This window comes from Photorhabdus temperata (assembly GCF_025384845.1).
Lineage (GTDB): Bacteria > Pseudomonadota > Gammaproteobacteria > Enterobacterales > Enterobacteriaceae > Photorhabdus > Photorhabdus temperata.
The window spans coordinates 66669-86354 of sequence record NZ_JAJAFX010000001.1 but is presented as its reverse complement, the minus strand read 5'-3'; the positions used below and the strand labels follow the sequence as shown (position 1 = coordinate 86354).

Genomic DNA, 19686 nt, shown 5'->3' with positions numbered 1-19686 from the left:
AATTTATTGATTGCGCGAATGATGCCATAACGCATCAATATTACTATTGATATAGTCAAATAAAGCTGAAGATTGATCATTGAGGTAAAAATGCCCGCCATCAAACACTTTCAGTTCAAATTTCCCTTTAGTTATCCACTGCCACTGCGCCATCTCTTCCGGAGAAACTTCCGTATCGCGTTCACCGGCACAAGCAAATACCGGGCAATCAAGTTGTTGCTGGCAACGGCGTTGATATGTTTCGATAGCCTGAAAATCCGCACGGAAAATGGGCATTAACAACGCCTTCAATTCAGGCATTGCCTGATAATCAATCGCAGAACCGCCCAGAGAAGTAATTTTATTCAGCAATTGCTGTTCATCCCGACGGTGATAATCGTTACCACTATTTTTGTGTGGCGGCAGACGGGCAGAAACAAATAACGCGCAGATTTTTCTACCCTGTTGTTGCATACGCAATGCCACCTCAAATGCCAGCGCAGCGCCCATGCTATGCCCGAAAAAATAAGTCGGACGTAAAGGTAAAATATTCAAGGCCCCGACCAAGCTGTCTGCCAACTGATGAATACAAGTTTGCAACGGCTCGCTAATCCGCGAGCCATGTCCTGGTAATTGAACGGCATAAACCGCAGTATCTTTTGAAATTCCGTCACGCCAGGGGATAAAATATTCTGCTCTGCCCCCAGCATAATGAAAACAGATCAGTTGGCTACCGGTTCCCGGCTTTATCAGTCGTATTGCTCTGTCAAACGATACGTTATCAAACATAGTGAACATCCCCCTGTTGTTTCAGAAATTCACTGATCTCCGGTTGAGGTGGAACAGGATCAGGCACATGCAAACTTTCGGGATTGCCAACCTTACTCATTAAGGTTTTCCAAACAGAAGCCATTGTCAGTAAATATTGTGCCATGCGGGGATCAGGCCGTTCCATCTGTATGGCAAATTGCCGCAAAGCATGACGAATAGCCTCAGGCCAGTGCTGATTAGTGATCTGTTCCAGACTTGGGCAACAGTCATACAGCGAAATGGCGGTTGGCGGTTTAAAGTAATGAGCCGCCTGTTGTGGTAATAGAGGCTCCCTTACCCCACTGGTTGTGCGCTGACGTGGTATATGAAAGCGTGAATTCCACAACACCGGACCATGTGTATTCACCAACAACAAATTACCACTGGGCAGACCGACACAGATACGTTGCATAATGTGGAAATGGTTATCCGGATCGCCGGGATCAAGCTGATTCTGCAAATTCAGGATTAACGGTATCCCCATAATAACCCCTTGAATAATGGTATAAGGCGGATAACTGGAGGCCTGCGTCAGTAATTGTTTATCCCAGTGATGGGCGTCGCCAAAAGCAAAAGGGGTGAATTTTCCTAATGCACGTCCCAGAATATCCAGTAAACCGCAAATCACTTGAACGCCACAGGTGGCTTCAATAAATAAAGGTTGCTGATGTTGCATAGCCTGTTGCAAATAATCAGTAAATTGCCGTACTGCCGGAACATTCGGATAGTGCGTATTGACTGAGTAACAACAATTATTCTGGCGAGCCAGTTTCAAACATTCCGCCACATCACGCTGATAAACCGGATGTTCCTGTAAGACATGAATTCCTCTGCTCAACAATTGTTTTGTCAGTTCACTGCCCGCGCCACCGACAATGGCAGAACGTACCACTACACAGGCAATGTCAATATCATCCGGCAACTGGGAAACTTGTTCATACAAAGGTACCTGATATTCAGCCGCCAGTCGCTGCGAGCGCTCACTGCCACGGGCAATAATGCCCGCCAATTCAAAACCGGGAAAATGGGTTTTAAACGCTGACAAATAAACCTGACCGAACAACGTACCACAAACGACGACACGTAATGGACGACTCATAGTTCCCCCTCAACATAATCTGCACTTTGACGCTGTTTCATCTCTATCTGCCAATATTCAAAAGCCCCCATTCGCTCAAGCCCTGACAATAACTGCTCTGCATCAGCTAAATCAGATAGCCATTTCAACCCTGATTGTGGTGTTTTGAGCATCATATCCGCCGCCAATGCAGCAACCAAGCCCGTAAAACGGTAGCTATCAGTAAAACGCCCTTTGGCAATAAGAGTAACAGGTTGACCCACCAATACGCCCTCTGCTTCCAGCAAAATATGTTGCTGTTGACCATAATGATGGGCTAGTTCTTCACTCTGGCTGATTAGCTGTTTGATTCCCTGCTCACCATTAAACTGATCTGTCAGCAATAGCTGGCGATCTGCCAGTAAATTAAATGCAGCGAAATCAACCAGATTGAGTTGACGGGCAACTCTTTCCAACTCAAAACTGAGATATGGCAGGGCATCAAATGCCCTGTTAGCAGTTTCAGGCTGAACATTTTTCTCTATGGTTGCCCGTTGTAGCGTTCCTCCAGATAAGATATGACCTGCTTTACCATTCTGTTCATTCAGGCTATCAATAAAGTCAATGGCGGAAGTCACCGTAAAAGGTTCTATTCCGCCAATATATGACCGCACTTTACCCATTGTTTTCAGTCGGTTCGCGGCTAAAAAAGGTAAAATCGAGGCAAATCCCGGAACATATCCCGCGCCCAAGACACAAGCGGATTTCTGTAATAAAGGCGCTAATTCCTCATCTGAAGCTAATTGCTGCCAGACAACCGGTTCTCCCGCAACATCCAGATAATGCGTTGCCGAAGTCAATGCTGCTCTGGCAATTCTGTCCTGAATTTGCGAAGCAGGGCCTGCGGCATTAATGATCAAAGAAAATGGCTGACAAAGTTCAGTCAGTGCTTTTTCATCAAATAAATCTATCTGATGATAATCAGCTAATTCAGCGCAGGGACGACGCCCTGCGCCCGACACCTGATAACCCAATTGGTTTAATGCGGCAACGACAGAGCGGCCTACTGCGCCCGTGGCGCCTATTACCAGAATTTTCCTATCCCAATTCATTTAGCTTACCTGCGCCTTGCTCTGTTCAAGATGGTTTACCAATGGCATCACATTATCTGATTTAATACAGTCAAAATGGTCGCCATTCAGTGAAAGATAATTTACGTTTCCAAGACAATATTGTTGCCAGAATTCTTTCATGTCCTGCTGGAGCGCAGGCAGCAAATAAGTATCACTATTTTGGCAGGCAAACGTCAGATCACCGGCAAAATAGTCTGGCTGATAACGGCAAACACCCCGAATGCTGTGACGGAAAACAGAACACATCCGGATCAACTCTTTCTCAGCAATCTCATTTTTACGGATAGCGCTGACCAATTGCTGTAGACGCTGATCTTCCGAGATATCTACTACGGCCATATAAGCATCGGCAAAGGCATCCATTCCGCGGGCACGGGCATATTCAGCGACGGAATGGCGATCAATGACCTCTGGCTTTTCCGCCAGCAAAGCTTCATAAACGGTTTCCAGTTGCTCCTGAGGCAACGGCCACGGACATTCCACTGACAACCCCCAAATAATCGCCATATCTATCATCAATGGGTCATCAATCAGGTAAGGGATCTGATAACTGCTGGCAATCGTGACTGAAGCAACAGGTGTCTGATTTTCCATTGCCTGACGCGCCATTTCAAAGGCCAATAACCCACCCATGCAGTAACCAAATAAATGGCAATGACCGGGCAAAGATTGAATATCACGCAGATAATGTCGTGCCAATTGAGAGATTAACTGCTCAGACGGAATTTGCAGGAAAGCTTCGGTATCTACCACACTCAAGGCATAAACCGGCCCGGAAAGTTTTTCAGTCAAAGGCAGGCAAGGCAATACCGTACCACTGCCTTCATGCAGAATAACTACCGGATCACCATGACCTTCCTTCAACAACGTCAGACAAGCATGGTTATTTGATGCTCTCTTATCCTGCACTGACTGCGTTCGCAAAAATGCCGCCAGCGCACGAACGGTTGGTTGCTGTAGCACCTGACGTAAGCTACCTTCCCACGGAACGTTATCTTCCCCAAGCTCCTGACGAATCCGGCTCACCCACTGCGTTATTAATAATGAGTCACCACCGCTGGCGAAGAAATCATCATCAAGACCAATATTATTATGCCCAAGCAGTTCCCGGCACGACGTCAGTAAGGTCTGTTCCAATTCGTCACTGCTGTTGCTTTCTGCTACTGGTTCATTCCCGCTACGTTCCGGTAAATCCGGCATATTTTTACGATCAACTTTGCCATTAGCCGTCATAGGCAGACGATCAAGTACGGTAAGGCGAGCAGGCACCATATAAGCAGGCAGTTGTTGCTTTAATGACGCCAACAATTCTGTGCTGCTGCATGGTTTACGGTTGAGATTAAATTGCGCCAAAATAAAACTCTGCCCCAGTTGATAAAGCGCATCCTCTGCCGGCGGATAAGCCCATAACGTCTCTGCCCCCACATCGATCATGGCATTGAGCCAGTTTTTCTGCGGCATAAACGGCGAATCAAGCTCCAGGCGTTCATCGGCAAAATCACTCAGACCGTGCTTAAATTCCATAGAAGTCATCAACTGGTAATTGTCCCGTGTCGCTTCAATCACCAACAGCCATCCATCCGGCGCCAATAACTGACGCAGATGTTCTAATCCCTGACGGGCAATAACCGCATTGTGCAGAACATTAGAAGAGACAATCATGTCAAACTGCCCACAATCCAACCCTTGTTCTACCGGTGTACGATTGAAATCAAACAACCGGTAACGAACAAAATCAAACTGCTGATAACGCAATTTAGCCTCATTCAGGAAGAATGGTGAAACATCGGTAAAGGTATATTCGACTTTCCAGCCTGCCAGTTTCGGGATTAACACGTTACTAGTGCCGCCCACACCAGCCCCAATTTCTAATACCCGCAGGCAACGTCCTTCCTCATGATTAACCTGAGCCGCTTTTTGTTCAGCCGCAGCCAGCAACAAGCGATTCATCATCTTACTGATCAGATTGTTTTGGTAAGTTTTGGTCGCAACATCCAGCTTGCCATCAGGGAACAGCAAATTCAGCGGATCTTCTTTGCCCTGCAACAATTCCGGCAGACACTGGCTACTACGTTCCAGATAGGTAAGCAAGCCTTGGTCATCATCCAATGCTGACATCAAGTCATAACATTGTTGCCAACACTGCTTGATTTCATGCTCTGAAACATCAGCATTGAGCTGGTAATACTCACCTTGTTGCTGAATTAGCTGATGCTGAACCAACGCTCTCAGCCACCGGCGTGTTAATTGCCGGTTTTCTACCGCAATACTGCCGTTTTCTATCACAGAAGCGAGTGTAGTGGGCTTTCCTACCTGTAAAGCACCGACATCTACCAACGCACCCGCCATATGCAACAGAGCCACACGATCAAGGAACCAAACCAGCTTTTCTACTTTTTGCTTATCTATCGTTGCTTCAATATCGCTGACAACTGAGCGTACTTTTTGTAATGCAATCTCATAGCGCTGGCATAGCTTCTCTGTCCGTTCCAGAGAATTTTCTGTCGCCGCTTCAACAAAAGCGTGTAATTCTTGATTATGCTTATCCCCTTTTACGACAACCGCGGCCTGAGCCACACTATTATGTCGTTCCAACACGGCTTCTATCTCACCCGTTTCCACCCGATAACCACGAATTTTTACCTGATTATCACAGCGTCCAAGAAACTCGATAACCCCATTGATGGTATAACGTCCCCGGTCTCCCGTGCGATACCAGCGTTGTCCCTGGCTGTCAGTGATAAAGTGATGGCGAGCTTTTTCTTCATCCTGCCAATAGCCCTGGGCAACACCACGGCCACCAATCCAAAGTTCTCCCGCAACCCAGTCAGGACAAGGTTCCCCACGGAGATCCAAAATACGGAACTGCTGATTAGCCAATGGCGTGCCATAAGGAATGCTGTTGTGATAGGTTTTTGACGGTTCTATCGGCCAGATATTTGACCAAATAGCAGCTTCCGTCGCTCCACCCAAGCTGAACTGATAAGCATCTGGCGCATGTTGATAAATAGCGGTTGGCAAATTAAGCGGGATCCAGTCACCAGACATCATCACACAACGCAAGCTACCAATGGATTCCTTCCCACCTTCAGACAGATAGCGGGTCAGCATCGTCATTTGCGCCGGGACAGAGTTCCACAACGTGACCTGATGCTTATCAATTAGCCGCGCCCATTGTGCAGGGTTTTGTAAATCCTGTTCCTGCGGCAATATCAGCGCGCCACCTGCGCTAAGTACACCAAAAATATCGTAGACAGAAAGGTCAAAACTCAGCCTCGCCAGTGCCAACATGCGGTCAGTCGATGTGACATTCATACGGCGATTGATATCGCTGATGGTATTCAGCGCCGCATCATGGCTTATCATCACGCCTTTCGGCTGCCCAGTACTCCCGGAGGTATAAATAATATAAGCCAGATTATGCGGGTCATTTTGCTTCACTGACACAGCAGAAAGGGTTGCCAGTTCTGACAAATTCTCTGTGCTAGCAGCATTAAACCCCTGTTCCCGTAACTGTTGAGCTAAAACCTCATTATCTGTCAATACTGCACTAACCTGTGCATCAGTAAGAATTTGTAATATCCGTGGTAACGGCTGTGAAATATCAAGTGGCAGATAAGCACCATCAGCGATTAGAATCGCCAGAGCCGCAATAACCTGCTCCGCACTTTTTTCCATCAATACCGCGCTATGCCCACCTTGAGGCAAAAAGGCAGCCAATTTTGTGGCGCGTGTTACCATCTGTTGATAGGTCACCTGCCCATATGCATCAATCAACGCCAATGCATCAGGCGTTTTACCGGCCTGTTCCAGGATACCCTGATGTAATAGCGCCGATTTAATCACTTCCTCAGTCGCATTGACCTGTTGCCGTGTTTTCTGCTGGTACTCAGGCAGATTAATGACGAGTACCTGATCCCACACATCAACCTGTTCCAGTACCTGATGTATCGCGCCAGTAAAGCAACTGAACATATCGCGGATCAGATCTACCGGGAATACTCCCTCCATGATATCCCAGTTGATCAATAATCCTCCGTTACGGGCCATCACCTGGCAATCAATCCATACCTGTGGGGTCTGGCTGATACCATAGCCAATCTCAATATCCATCGGTAATTGACTGATAATATCCTGCGCCTGCTCTTTACCCTCGCCAACTAATGCACTGGTAAATACTATCGGCATTCTCGCAGACTCTGCTCCCTTCTGTCGTGCCAGCTCGCGCATCACCTCAATACCGCTGAATGCGTTATGCTCCAAATCCTGCCACAGTTGCGCCTGTAGATTTTTCACCCGTTCTAGCAATGAGAGAGGCTGGCTGATATCCGCCTGCAATAGGCTAACGCTGGTAAAATCCCCGACCATCCGGTGAATATCTTCATGAAGATCACGACGGTTCATTACTGTCAAATTGAGACAAAAAGATTTCGTTTCTGACCAGCGGACCAGTGTTTCACTAAATAGCGCCAACAGCAGTGCAGAAGGAGAGACGCCTTGTAAACGACAATGTTGCTGCAATTGCTCCCACTGTTTAGTAGTGAGTTGCAAATCGTAACGACTGAAACGAGGAACAACGCCACTTTGTACCGGAAGGTGAGGTAATTGTGGGCTTGCAGGCAACTCTGGCAGACGTTTCAACCAATATTCACGCGCGCTGGCATAGCTACGATGATGGTGGCGGTGCCGCTCAAACTCCATCACATCACGGAAACTGGCCTGCAATGGCGCAAATTCTGTCTGCGGCTGTTGATAACCTTTTAATAGTTCTGCCAGCAAAATTTGTACACTGAGAAAATCCGCAATCAGCAAATCAATACTGAAATGAAGGCAAGATTTCCCTGCTGCCTGGCTGACTTTCAGATCAAATAGAGGCCAACAATCTGTCTGATAAACCCGGTGAGACATGATTTGCCGAAGTTCTTCCTGCGAAGAGGAATCACAATCAATAGTGAAATGATGCACTTCCGGCAAAATCTGTTGCTGTCCCTGAACGGTAAATACCGCGCGCAACATATCATGGCGTTGGATCAGTTGATTCCATACCTGCTCAAGACGTTTAACATCCCAATGTTCAGTCAGAATCTCAAAATAGCCGTGACAACCAACACCACCATAATCGAACATTGAATGACGCCCGACAAAATAAGCTGACTGCACATCACTTAAAGCAAAAGGCAAATACTTCTGTGCCGGATTTACGACAAAATTCTGTGGTTCCTGCCACTCCTGTATTAACGCAACAATTTGTGGTTTCAAATTCTTCAACTGAGCAATAACATGAGGATTCATCACTCCCTCAGGCGCGCGAAACTTCAACGCATCACCTTCCAGCCAGAATTTAGCCTGTTGCTGTTCAAGTTGCAGTAAAAGCTGAACAGCTTGTTGTGAAGCTGATAGCTGTACTGTTTTTTTCTGTATCGTTTCCTGGCTATTCATAAAGAACCTTCCTCAAAAATCATTTCCGCTTCCTCTGCGGGGGCGGATTGTAGTTGTTGCGCCATACGTGCAATGGTTTGCAGGTTAAAAACCTGCCAGAGTGGCAAATCAATGTTATGACGCCGTCTCAGTTCAGAAGTGAAACGGGTTGCAATAAAGGAGTCGCCGCCAAGGGCAAAGAAATTGTCATGAACGCTGAGTTGCGTCAGATTGAGTAATGGCAATAGCACATCTGCCAGTTGTTTTTCCAATGGGCTTTCCGGCAACGTGTCCATAGCCTGACTGACAACATTCCGTGGTTGTTGCTCAATCATTTTGCGATCCAGCTTGCCGTTGTCTGTCAACGGCCAGCAAGACAGCCAACCAAACTCAGCCGGAACTGCATATTCTGGTAATTGTGCTGACAGTTGTTGCCGCAACAGCGACCAATCCGGCTCTTGTGATACCAAAACGCAAGCTGAGAGGGATGGACGCTTGCCACGTTGATTAACAAATACCAACGCGTCTTCAATACCGTCACAATTTTTCAGAGCCTGTACGATCTCACCCAGCTCAATACGGTAGCCGGAAATTTTAACCTGCTGATCACGCCGTCCCAGGAATTCCAGTACGCCTGTTGGGTGATAACGCCCCATATCGCCAGTACGATACCAACGCTCCCCTTGCCAAGAAATAAACTGATTGGCAGTGCGCTCATCATCACCGAAGTAACCCAGCGCCACACCATGACCACCAATCCACAGTTCACCGGCAACCCAATCAGGGCAATCCTCGTTGAGTTCATTGACTACACGGAAACGCTGATTCGGCAACGGTAATCCATAAGGAATAGAATTCCATTCAGGATCAAGCTCGTCCACTAACCAGTAATTCGACCAAATGGCCGCTTCGGTCGCGCCCCCCATAGAAACCAGTTGTACCTGTGGTATCCAGCGCTTTAAACGCTCAGGTAATGCAAGGTTAATCCAGTCACCGGAGAGCATGACCAGACGCAAACTGGTAAGCGCATCGGTCTGTTCACCGTTCTCACTCAGTAACAGCGCCATTTCCAGTAGGGCGGGCACACTGTTCCATAACGTTATCTGGTGCTGTTTTATCAGAGTTAACCAATGTGCAGCGTCCTTAGAATAGGTTTCAGGTACCGTGACCAAAGTCCCGCCCGCTGACAGCACACCAAAAATATCCCACACAGAAAGGTCGAAATGCAGCGCAGACAGCGCCAGAACTTTGTCTTGTTTACCAACACAATGCTGCCGATTGATCGCTTCAATAGTATTGATTGCAGCCTCATGACTTATCGCTACGCCTTTGGGTACGCCAGTGCTGCCAGAAGTGAAAATAATGTAAGCCAGATCTTGAGCTTGTGAATTCCAAGGTTGAATCACCGTAGTTGTTAACGGTGACTGGTTAATATCAATAAGGGCGATAGATCCCGTCCATTGCAAGTGGCTATCCGCCACTACACAAATCAACCCCGCCTGCTGGGCAATCTGTTCCCGGCGCAGCACAGGCCACTCGACAGAGAGGGGAACATAAGCCGCACCTAACCACTGAACAGCCAGTACTGCAACGACTTGTTGATAACCCCTCGGCAACGCAACACCAACACAATCACCTGCACAAACGCCTTGTTCAACCAAAATCTGAGCCAATCGTTGCACATGTTGCTCTAACTGTTGATAACTGACCTGCTGCTCACCATCAATAATCGCTGTTCGATCCGCAAACTGTGTCATCGCTTGCCCAACACGCTGATGCATTGGTGCAAAACTCAATTCCTGATGCGTATCATTAACCCGTTGACGACACTGCTGCTGTTGTATCGGCAGTGCTACATTCACCTGAGTATGCCAGTCCGGGGTCACACTTAACTGTGTCAGCAAATCACAATATGCGCTGAACATCGTATCAACCATACCTTGCGGGAACAGACCATCAACCACATCCCAGTTGAAACGTAATTCGCCATCCTGCTCATATACCTGATGATCGATCCAAACCTGAGGAGTCTGAGAAATTCCCCAGATAGCCGGCGGGAAAGGTTGTGCACTCTCTTGATAAGGCATAACTTCTGCCCCTAACGCACTGGTAAACACGACAGGCATAGCCAAATCAGTAACTTGCCGTTGTTTATTCAATTCACGGATAACCCATACAGCCGAAACATCAGTATGAGCCAGATCTTGCCAAAGTTGTTGCTGTAACCGTTGTGCCCGGTTAAGCCAGTTTTCATCGGCTAAATGGTGACATTCCAGTAACAGAAGCGAAGTGAAATCCCCCAGAATATGGTTGATATCAGGATGTAATGGCTGACGATCAAACAATGTCACATTGATACTCAATGAAGCCGATTCTGACCATTTCGCCAGCACCTGTGCATAGCAAGTCAGTAACAAACAAGAAGGCGTCACTTGATAATGCCGGGCTTTTTCTGTCAAAGTTTGCCACTGCTGCCGTGGCAAAACAGATTGCCAACGTTTAAACCGGGGAGTCCCCAATGACTGCGGATCACAAATCAGTGGCAGCTTTGGCGCTTCAGGTAATTCTGCCAGCCGCTCCTGCCAGTAATTTGCCGATTTACGGCTCTTCTCTTCATCAGAAATCACCGTGGTGAGATAATCTCGGAAACCAATCCCAACGGATGACAATACCCCTTCCGGTTGCTGATAAAGCTGCTCAAGTTCGGTGAAGAAAATACGCATACTCAAGCCGTCAAGGATCAAATTATCCAACCCGATATACAGGCGATTACGCCCATTATCTGACTGAATTAGCGTCACATGGAACAACGGCCATTGTGTCGGATCAAGTACCCGGTGAGATAAGCTTTCCCGCAATTTACGGGTTTCTTCTGACCATTGCTGATCAGAACAGTGGACCACGTCTAGCGCAGGTTTTGGCTGCTGTGGCAACACCCGTTGCATTCCTTCCTCGTCAAATACAATTCTCAATGCATCATGACGGGCAATCAATGCGGATAAAGCCTGTTCTAACCGCATTGCATCAAAAGGCCGACCTTCGTATTCGTTATAATAATGAGTGGCAACACCACCGAGACGGAAACCAGCCTGACGCCCCATCAGATAGGCACGTTGTACATCTGTAGGCGGGAATGGCTGATAACGTTCACTTTCCTGATGTTGCAGTTGCATCACTTTTGTTTTTGGCAATTCAGCAAAAGTCATCAATCGAGCAAAGTCACGCAATACCGGGGAGGAGAACACCTGAGCCAGTGTGACATCTACAGCCCCTTCTGATTCCAACGCCACAACAATACGGGTAGCATGTAAACTATCACCACCAAGCAAGAAGAAATTGCTGTCAGCCATTGGCTCTGCGCCCAATACCTGTTGCCAGATTTTAGCCACCAGATATTCGGCTTTTCCTGACAATTCGACACCCTGTGCAGATTGCGGAATTTCCTGCTCTGCCCCGTCTACAGCTAATTGCTCAAGTGCTTTGCGATCTATTTTTCCATTAGCGCTCAATGGTAATTTGTCTAAAACATGCAAATACTGCGGCAACATATAAGCTGGAAGATAATTTGTCAGATGCTGCGTCAGTTCGTGGCGATTAACCATAACGTTGCCACTACAGTTTTTGCACATCAATAGCATGGAGTTTTCACCCATTACCGTCACAGACTGCACGGGTAAATCACCTTGCAACAACTGCTGTTGCCAACGTTTTTTATCCAGTAGCGGATCTTGCTGGCCTTGTCGCAGATCAGTAAAACCGTTTTCATCTTGCAGCAGTAACACCGTTAATTGTGCCAGTGGGCTGAGATATTGGCTTTCAAACACCAATACGCCACTGCCAGAAGATGCCAATACTTGCAGATCAGAGATTCCCTGACGGATATCGGCATAACGATGCAGTGCATTATTACTGATGACCAGATCGGCACTATAATCTGCCGCTTCCCGCACGGTGCAAACCTGGCTCTGATGCGGATAACCTGACAGACGATATTTCGCCAGTTCACGCAGTGAACCGGCCTGTTCAACTAAGCAATATTCAATCTCCAAATCTGATAATAGGCCGAGTAACTTGCCTGCAAACAGACCACTACGGCCATTCAGCTCTGCGACTCTGACAGGCCGCTGCAATATCGTGGATAACCGGCGGATTTGATCCGCAATAAGGGTAATGACCACTTCAGTTTCCGGTGAACCAACAACCAGAACTTCCGGTGACAATACAGGATCGTCGATAAGCATCAGTGGGTTCTGTTTCCCCTGAATAACCTGAGCAATCCAGTCACAACACCCATTAAGCGCCTGATAAATTCCGTCCATTCGTGATGCCAGAACCGGCTTGTTATCTGGTTGCCGCCCTTGATTCAACTGCCAGCCTGTTTCACGTTCAGATAACCATCCCTGATGAGTCAACCACTTCAACCACTGAATAAATAGTGGTTGATAACGAGGTATCACCCCTGCCTGTTGATAAAGTATTTCTGCACTCTGTGGTTGAGTGAATGTCAATTGCAAAGAATCAATCAATATCTTTTGCAACAGCGACAAAGCGATATGCTGTTCATCATCCTGACTGTTTTCTACCTGAACAAATGATGGCATTTCAGGCAATATATCATCAGCTAATGTTGAAGAATCACCCGTTATAACCTGACCTTCAACGAATAATCTCAGATGTTTTTGTGGTTCAGATAAACACAATGCAACGGCTTTACTGATTGCAGGGTGACGTAAAGCCACAGTCTCAATTTCACCCAGTTCAATCCTGTAACCATTCAGTTTAATCTGGCTATCTTTGCGGCCAAGAAACTCAAGGCATCCGCCCGGCCAAAAGCGGCCATAATCTCCGGTCCGGTAATAACGCTGCCCTTGATGCAGAACAAACTGAGTATCTGTTTTTTCCCGATCGCCGTAATAGCCCAGCGCTACGCCTTTCCCGCCAATCCACAACTCTCCGGCGACCCAATCAGGGCAATCCCGTTGTTGTGAATCCATGACTCGGTAATGCTGATTAGAGAGCGGATAACCGTAAGGAATTGAGCGCCATTCTGACGGGATAACATCGACATCAATCGCGTTAGACCAAATTGCTGCTTCCGTTGCCCCACCCATTGCCGTTAATTGAGCCTGGCTTCCAACTTCACGCAAACGGGGCAGCAGATCCAAGCCAACCCAGTCACCGGATAACAACACTTGTTGCAATGAATCCGGCAAACCACGAGGATCACTTTCAGCCGCCACCAGCAACATATCAAACAACGCCGGGACACTGTTCCAGACTGTCACCTGTTCCTGATGCAGCTGTTCCAACCACTGTTTTGCCTCCCGCTCATGGCCTACCTCAGGCATAACCAAGGAACCCCCTGACGCAAGAGGGCCAAAAATGTCATACACCGACAAATCAAAATTCAGTGCCGACAGGGCATATACCCGTGTTTTTTCCCGCTGACCATAACGGCGATTAATATCATCAATTGTATTAGCGGCGGCCTGATGAGATACCACCACACCTTTAGGTGTACCGGTAGAGCCAGAAGTGAAGATGATATAAGCAGAAAGTTCCGGTTCCCCATAAACCACCTGTGATAATGGCAGTCGCGAGTCACCTGTCTGCTCAATATTCAGAACCGCATCAAACCAACCACTAACAGGTTCCTGATATTCGTTGTTTGTAATAATCAACGAAATATCCGCCTGACTGATGATGGTCTGTAAACGGGCGGATTGCTGCGCGACATCCAGCGGAACATATACCGCCCCAACACTCAAGCAAGCCAAAACAGCAACAACTTGCTCTGTACCTTTTGGCAACAGTAATGCCAGGTTATCTCCGGCTTTTACTTTTTGCTCTTTCAGCCTGTAAGCCAGTTCCAGTACACCCTGTTCAAGTTCGCCATAACTTAGTCGTTGATGAGGCGTGATAACTGCTGGTGAATCTGCCCACAATGCGGCAATCTCATAAAAACGACGATGCAGCAAACGTGGCGTAAACAGCATGCCATCACGATCTTTAGGCTCTGTACGCTGTTCAATAATTTCCGGCGTGACATAATGCGAAACCGGCTTTAAAAGGAGTTGAGGATTATCGGTAATTGCGCTGATCAGATGAGTCATAAAACTAAACATCTGATCAATCATCCCTTGAGGGAATAATCCATCGACACAATCCCAGCTGACTAATAATTCCCCTTGATGCTCCATCACCTGGCAGTCAATCCAGACTTGTGGCGTCTGGGATACCAGATAATTCAGATCTCCCAGTTCATTACCACTAAGCAGATCACGACCAAGATTACTGGTGAATACCACCGGCATGAGAACCTGATGTCCGCACATCTGCGACCAGTCCCGCATAACCTGTATCGCGCTGTAATCCACATGATCTAGATCTGACATAAACTGGCGATTAAGAGCCCGGCTGTTCTCTAAGATGCTGTTCCCCGCCTGCGTATGGCAAGCCAGCAACAGTAATGTTGTGAAATCCGCGACTAAATCAGGCAGTTGAGGATGTTCTCCGCGACGGTTGAAAATCGTCAGATTCAGTGTGAAATCCGGCGATTCCGCCCAGCCACGCAATGTCTCAGCAAAGCAATTCGCCAGCAACATTGAAGGAGTTATACCATTGCTGCGGGCAATTTCCTTCAATGATAACCAACGCTGTTGTTCCAGACTCCACTGACGATGATGGAAATCAGGCTTATCAATATGTTCCGGTTTAACGGCCAGTGGTAACTGAGGCGCAAAAGGCAATTGCTCAACCAATCTTTTTTGCCAGTATTGACGACTGTCGATTAACTGATTACCAGCGGCCTGTTCACACAGATATTGTGGGAAGCTGTAATTTAATTGAGGAAGAAGCACACCCGGCATCAAAATAAGCTGACTGAGCTCTCTCAACAAAATCTGAAGGCTCATAGCATCCGCCATTACCATATCAATATTAATATGTAAGCGACTGCTATTTACGGTATGGCTTACCACCACGCCAAATCCGCTTTCAATTGTCAGATCTGCAACTTTAGTTTCCAGACCTTTCCTAAGCGTGAATCTTTTCTCTTCCAATAAACTCGGTGAAAATTGTTGCCAATCATAAGATTCAACGGATACCGGCTGGTAAGCCGTAATCTCCCCTTTACCATCACTGGTAATACGCATCCGCAACATATCATGGCGCTGATGTAATTGATTAATTGCCCATTCAATATCACTGTTCTTCAATAACGGACAATCCAGTTCCAGATAGACCTGACAAGCGATTCCGCCCAGCGTCTGCTCTTTTTGCCGCCCCGTCCAGTAGGCTTGCTGGACCGAAGTGAGTTCAAAAGGCTCGCCATTCCATTTTATAACCGGCTGTTCTGACTCTTTTGAGACACTTTCAGGTTGAGCAGCAGAAAACCAACACTGTTGCCATGCGGCTAATGTTGGCTGTTCGAATAAGGAAGATAATGACAGAATGATATGCTGTTTTTTACACTCATCCACCAGATCCAACATCTGCAATGAATCAATGCCCAAATTAAGCAAATTATCATCCATTGCTAATGCGTTAGGCTCAGTTCCCAGCACGTCCGCTACCCAATTGATAACGAAATCAAAGCCGGTATGACCTGAGCAAGACCCGGATTGATCCTGTGTTTCCTGTGCAACTAAACGCAGTTCTTCCGGCCAGTAACTCTCACGATTAAATGGATAGAGAGGAAGTTGTGCTAGTGCAAATCGGCTAACCGGCGTGTTTCCAGCATATTTAACCCAGTTATAGGATTGCCCTTGTAACCAATCACAAGGATCATTCCCCTTCTCTAACATTTTTATACGATCAACTTGAATTGGCTCAACATGGCGTAAATGCGCAATCAGAGTGGCTAAATTCTGATAGCTGATTAGCCCCCGCCAACCAAAATGATGATGACGTTTCTTCAACCAACCGTTGAGCAGTTCGCCAGCTTGTTCCTGATGATTTTCTAGCAAATCCGCCAGTTGATTAGCCATCTGTTGCAATGCTGATGCACTACAGGCTGAAAGCGGCAATAAACCATTTTCAACAAATGGCACAAGGATAGTGGGGTCAGATAAGTTTGCTTTACTCAGCACTAAACCCGCCATTGTGCCAGTAAAACTGAATGAACTGATTGCAACTCGTTCTATTTGATGAGATTCAGTCTGTTTACTGTAGCGATAACGTGGCATTAACGCTGACAATTTAGCGCTGAACGAGGCCAGCGTTGGATGACCAAACCGTTGTTGCTGTTGTATCTGCGCCACAGCCCGAACCACAGAGGCCACACCCGCGGCGGCTTCCAAATGACCAATCTGTGCTTTACAGGCTGCCAACGGCAACGGCTGGTGTCGTTTACCATAAACACTGTCAATAGCTTGTAACTCAATCGGATCACCTAAAGCTGTACCCGTGCCATGCATCTCCAGCAAATCAATATCACCAGGCGCAATATCAGCCTGTTCCAACAACCGCTTAAGCATTGCTGACTGGGCTTGTGGATTCGGAGCAGTCAAGCTGCTACTTTCACCATCCTGAGCGACACAACTGGATTCAATCACGGCCAACACCGGATCACCATCATCCAGAGCCTGTTGATAAGGTTTTAGTAATAGTAATGCCGCACCTTCACCTCTGACATAGCCATCCGCGTCTTCACTCAGCGTAGCGCATCGGCCCTTAGGCGATAACATGCCGGCGTTTATCAATGTCTGTTCAATCTGCGGTGACAGTAAAATGTTAACGCCACCGGCAACAGCAGCGTGGCATTGCCCTTGCTGTAAGCTGCGAATCGCCGTATCCAATGCCACCAGAGAAGAAGAGCAAGCCGTATCAATAGTGAGTGCAGGACCGGTTGTTCCATAGAACTTCGCTAATCGGCCAGAACTTGCACTTGTATTAATCCCAGTAGCCAAATAACTTTTGGCATATTCAGGATTATTCAGTTTCAGTAATTGCTGACCAAACTCACTGCCGCTCTGACCGATAAAGAAACCCGTATCCGATTGTTTCAGTTGCTCCGGCAACCATCCTGCCTGTTCGAACAGATGCCAGCTTAATTCAAGCAATAGCCTCTGCTGAGGATCAAGTAATACGGCTTCCCGGCCTGAAATGTTAAAGAAACGGGCATCAAATTGGTCAATACCTTCCAGAGCGCCAATAGGAAGGGCAAACTGGCGAAGCGCTGAATTGCTGGGTCTGACGGCTAACTCGCTTTTAGCCAACCATTGCCCATATTGTTGCCATTTATTACTTGTTTGCCCCGGTAAGCGACAACTTATCGCAATAATTGCAATCTGTTTATTTCCGGTTGATTCAGATTTTGTGGCAGATACCGTGATTTTTTCATCTGATAATTTATCAATATATTTAGCCAACTGAGTAATAGTTGGGTAAGCAAATAAATCAGCTGGGGCTAGATTACAACGCCAGATTTTATTTATTTGCTGGCAATAGCGGGCTGCTAACAGGCTGGTTAATCCCAATTCAGCAAAACCACAGGCAGGATCTGGGTTATCTAAATGAAGCAAACTGCAAAGAAGCTGATAAAGCCAACCGGGTAGGGAAGAAGGTTCTTTTTTGTCAATATCACACGGCAAAGCAAAGAGCACTTTTAGTTGGTTATTTTCAAAATCAGCCAACATTTGTTTGCGCCGGATTTTTCCACTGGAAGTTTTCTTTAATGCTCCATGAGGCAATAACACCACATTCGCCAGTGAAAGCTGAAAATCCGATGCGACTCTGGCTGCAATCTGCTGGGCAATGACCTGTAATTTAGTCCCTTCAAGGTGGCGATAAACTTCGGCAAAGACAAACAACTCACCGCTTTCTACCTGCTGGCAAGCACAAGCTCCACCAATTTTTACGTCTTCACATCCCATCTCGATACTGGCTTCAATATCATTTGGCATGTAATTTTCGCCGGCGACAATAATAAGATCTTTATGCCGACCACAGATATAAAGCTCCCCCTGCCAGATAAAGGCTAAATCACCCGTCCGCAAATAATGGCTTTTATCTATAGACTGATTAAGACAAGCCATAAAAGTCTGTTGGCTAAGTTCGGGTTTCTGCCAATAACCAGGCGCTTTGGAATCACCATCAACCCAAATTTCACCCACCCGCCCTTCCGGTAATATTTCACCGGTTTCAGGATCAACAATCCGCAGTTTCCATCCACTGACAACCTGCCCTGAACTCACCAGTTCACGGCCATTTTCCGCAGGAACAGCGTAACCGGAAGCAAGTCTATCCGCATCAAAACACTGGCTAATGAATGGCATCCCGGCGGGTTTGCGGCTGATGACAAGTGTTGCTTCCGCCATACCATAAGCGGGCACAAAGCTCAAAGGGTTAAAACCTGATACGGAAAAGTGGCGGGCAAACCGCGGCATAGTTTCAGCCCGGATAGGTTCTGCGGCATTCAATACCATTTTAAGCGAAGAGAGATCGAATTCTGCCGCCTGCTCTTGAGTTATACTATCAATGCACAGTTGCCAAGCGAAATCTGGTGCGGCTGTGGAATTTGCAGAATAATCAGTAATCAGCTTTAACCAGCGGGCAGGATCAGCCGTGAAATGGCTGGGAGAAATAAAGTTGCAACAACCGCCAGATAATAGTGGCGTCAATAATCCGCAAAACATGCCCATATCATGATAAAACGGTATCCAATTGGCCGTAATAATTCGTGGCTGGCAATCGCGATGTAATTCAAGCAATATCTCATGTTGGGCCTGCATATTTGCATCAAAATTGCAGACAGCTTTCGGCTTACCAGTAGAACCAGAAGAATATTGAAGAAATACCGGGCCATCATTCGAACACATTAGCTCTTTATATTCATTAGCTGATGGTATTTCTAATATATCATTATCCGTAAGAATATCATCTAGTACAATAACCTGACGACCTACATGCCATTGCCGCTTCTCAATTTCATCAACCGAGCTTTTTAAAGTAATAACATATTCTGGCTGACAATCTTCAAAGATATAATTAATTGTATCCGCTACTCGCCCAAGACGATGACTGGCAGGTAAGTTAACCGGAACAGCCGTAACACCACGGATAATACAAGCTATGAATCCCAAAATAAACTGAGTATTACCCGGTATCAGAATAATCGCTTTAGCATTTTCGCGGTAACTTATATGGCGGGCAATATAGCTACTGAGACAGATAATATCTTTATAGTTAAATTCTTGTGTATTATCCTTAAGGCAATATCTTAAAACCGTTTCGTTAGGCTGTTTATTTGCATATAAATAAAGAGTATCTCTTACCCACCCTGATAAA

Annotated in this window: 4 protein-coding genes and 1 pseudogene; all 5 read right to left on the bottom strand. The window is 46.7% G+C overall.

The annotated features are described in order from the left end of the window. Positions 1 to 3: 3 nt before the first annotated feature. Positions 4 to 768: a thioesterase II family protein gene (locus LGZ99_RS00275; protein WP_262978776.1), complete on the bottom strand. Its 765-nt coding sequence runs from the start codon at positions 766 to 768 to the stop codon at positions 4 to 6. Next, a complete protein-coding gene (locus tag LGZ99_RS00270) occupies positions 761 to 1888 on the bottom strand; it encodes a Gfo/Idh/MocA family oxidoreductase (RefSeq protein ID WP_021323522.1) in 1128 nt (375 codons plus the stop codon). The genes LGZ99_RS00275 and LGZ99_RS00270 overlap by 8 nt, the downstream gene beginning before the upstream one ends. Then, complete coding sequence (locus tag LGZ99_RS00265; protein ID WP_262978775.1) at positions 1885 to 2958, bottom strand: NAD-dependent epimerase/dehydratase family protein; 1074 nt, start codon at positions 2956 to 2958, stop codon at positions 1885 to 1887. Before LGZ99_RS00265 ends, LGZ99_RS00270 begins: the two co-directional genes overlap by 4 nt. Beyond that, positions 2959 to 8418, bottom strand: coding sequence for a non-ribosomal peptide synthetase (locus LGZ99_RS00260; RefSeq protein WP_262978774.1), 5460 nt, complete (start codon positions 8416 to 8418; stop codon positions 2959 to 2961). It lies immediately after the preceding gene. Beyond that, positions 8415 to 19649 (bottom strand): annotated as a pseudogene (locus LGZ99_RS00245) (amino acid adenylation domain-containing protein); the annotation flags it as partial. The pseudogene LGZ99_RS00245 and the gene LGZ99_RS00260, both read right to left, overlap by 4 nt. Positions 19650 to 19686: the final 37 nt, after the last annotated feature.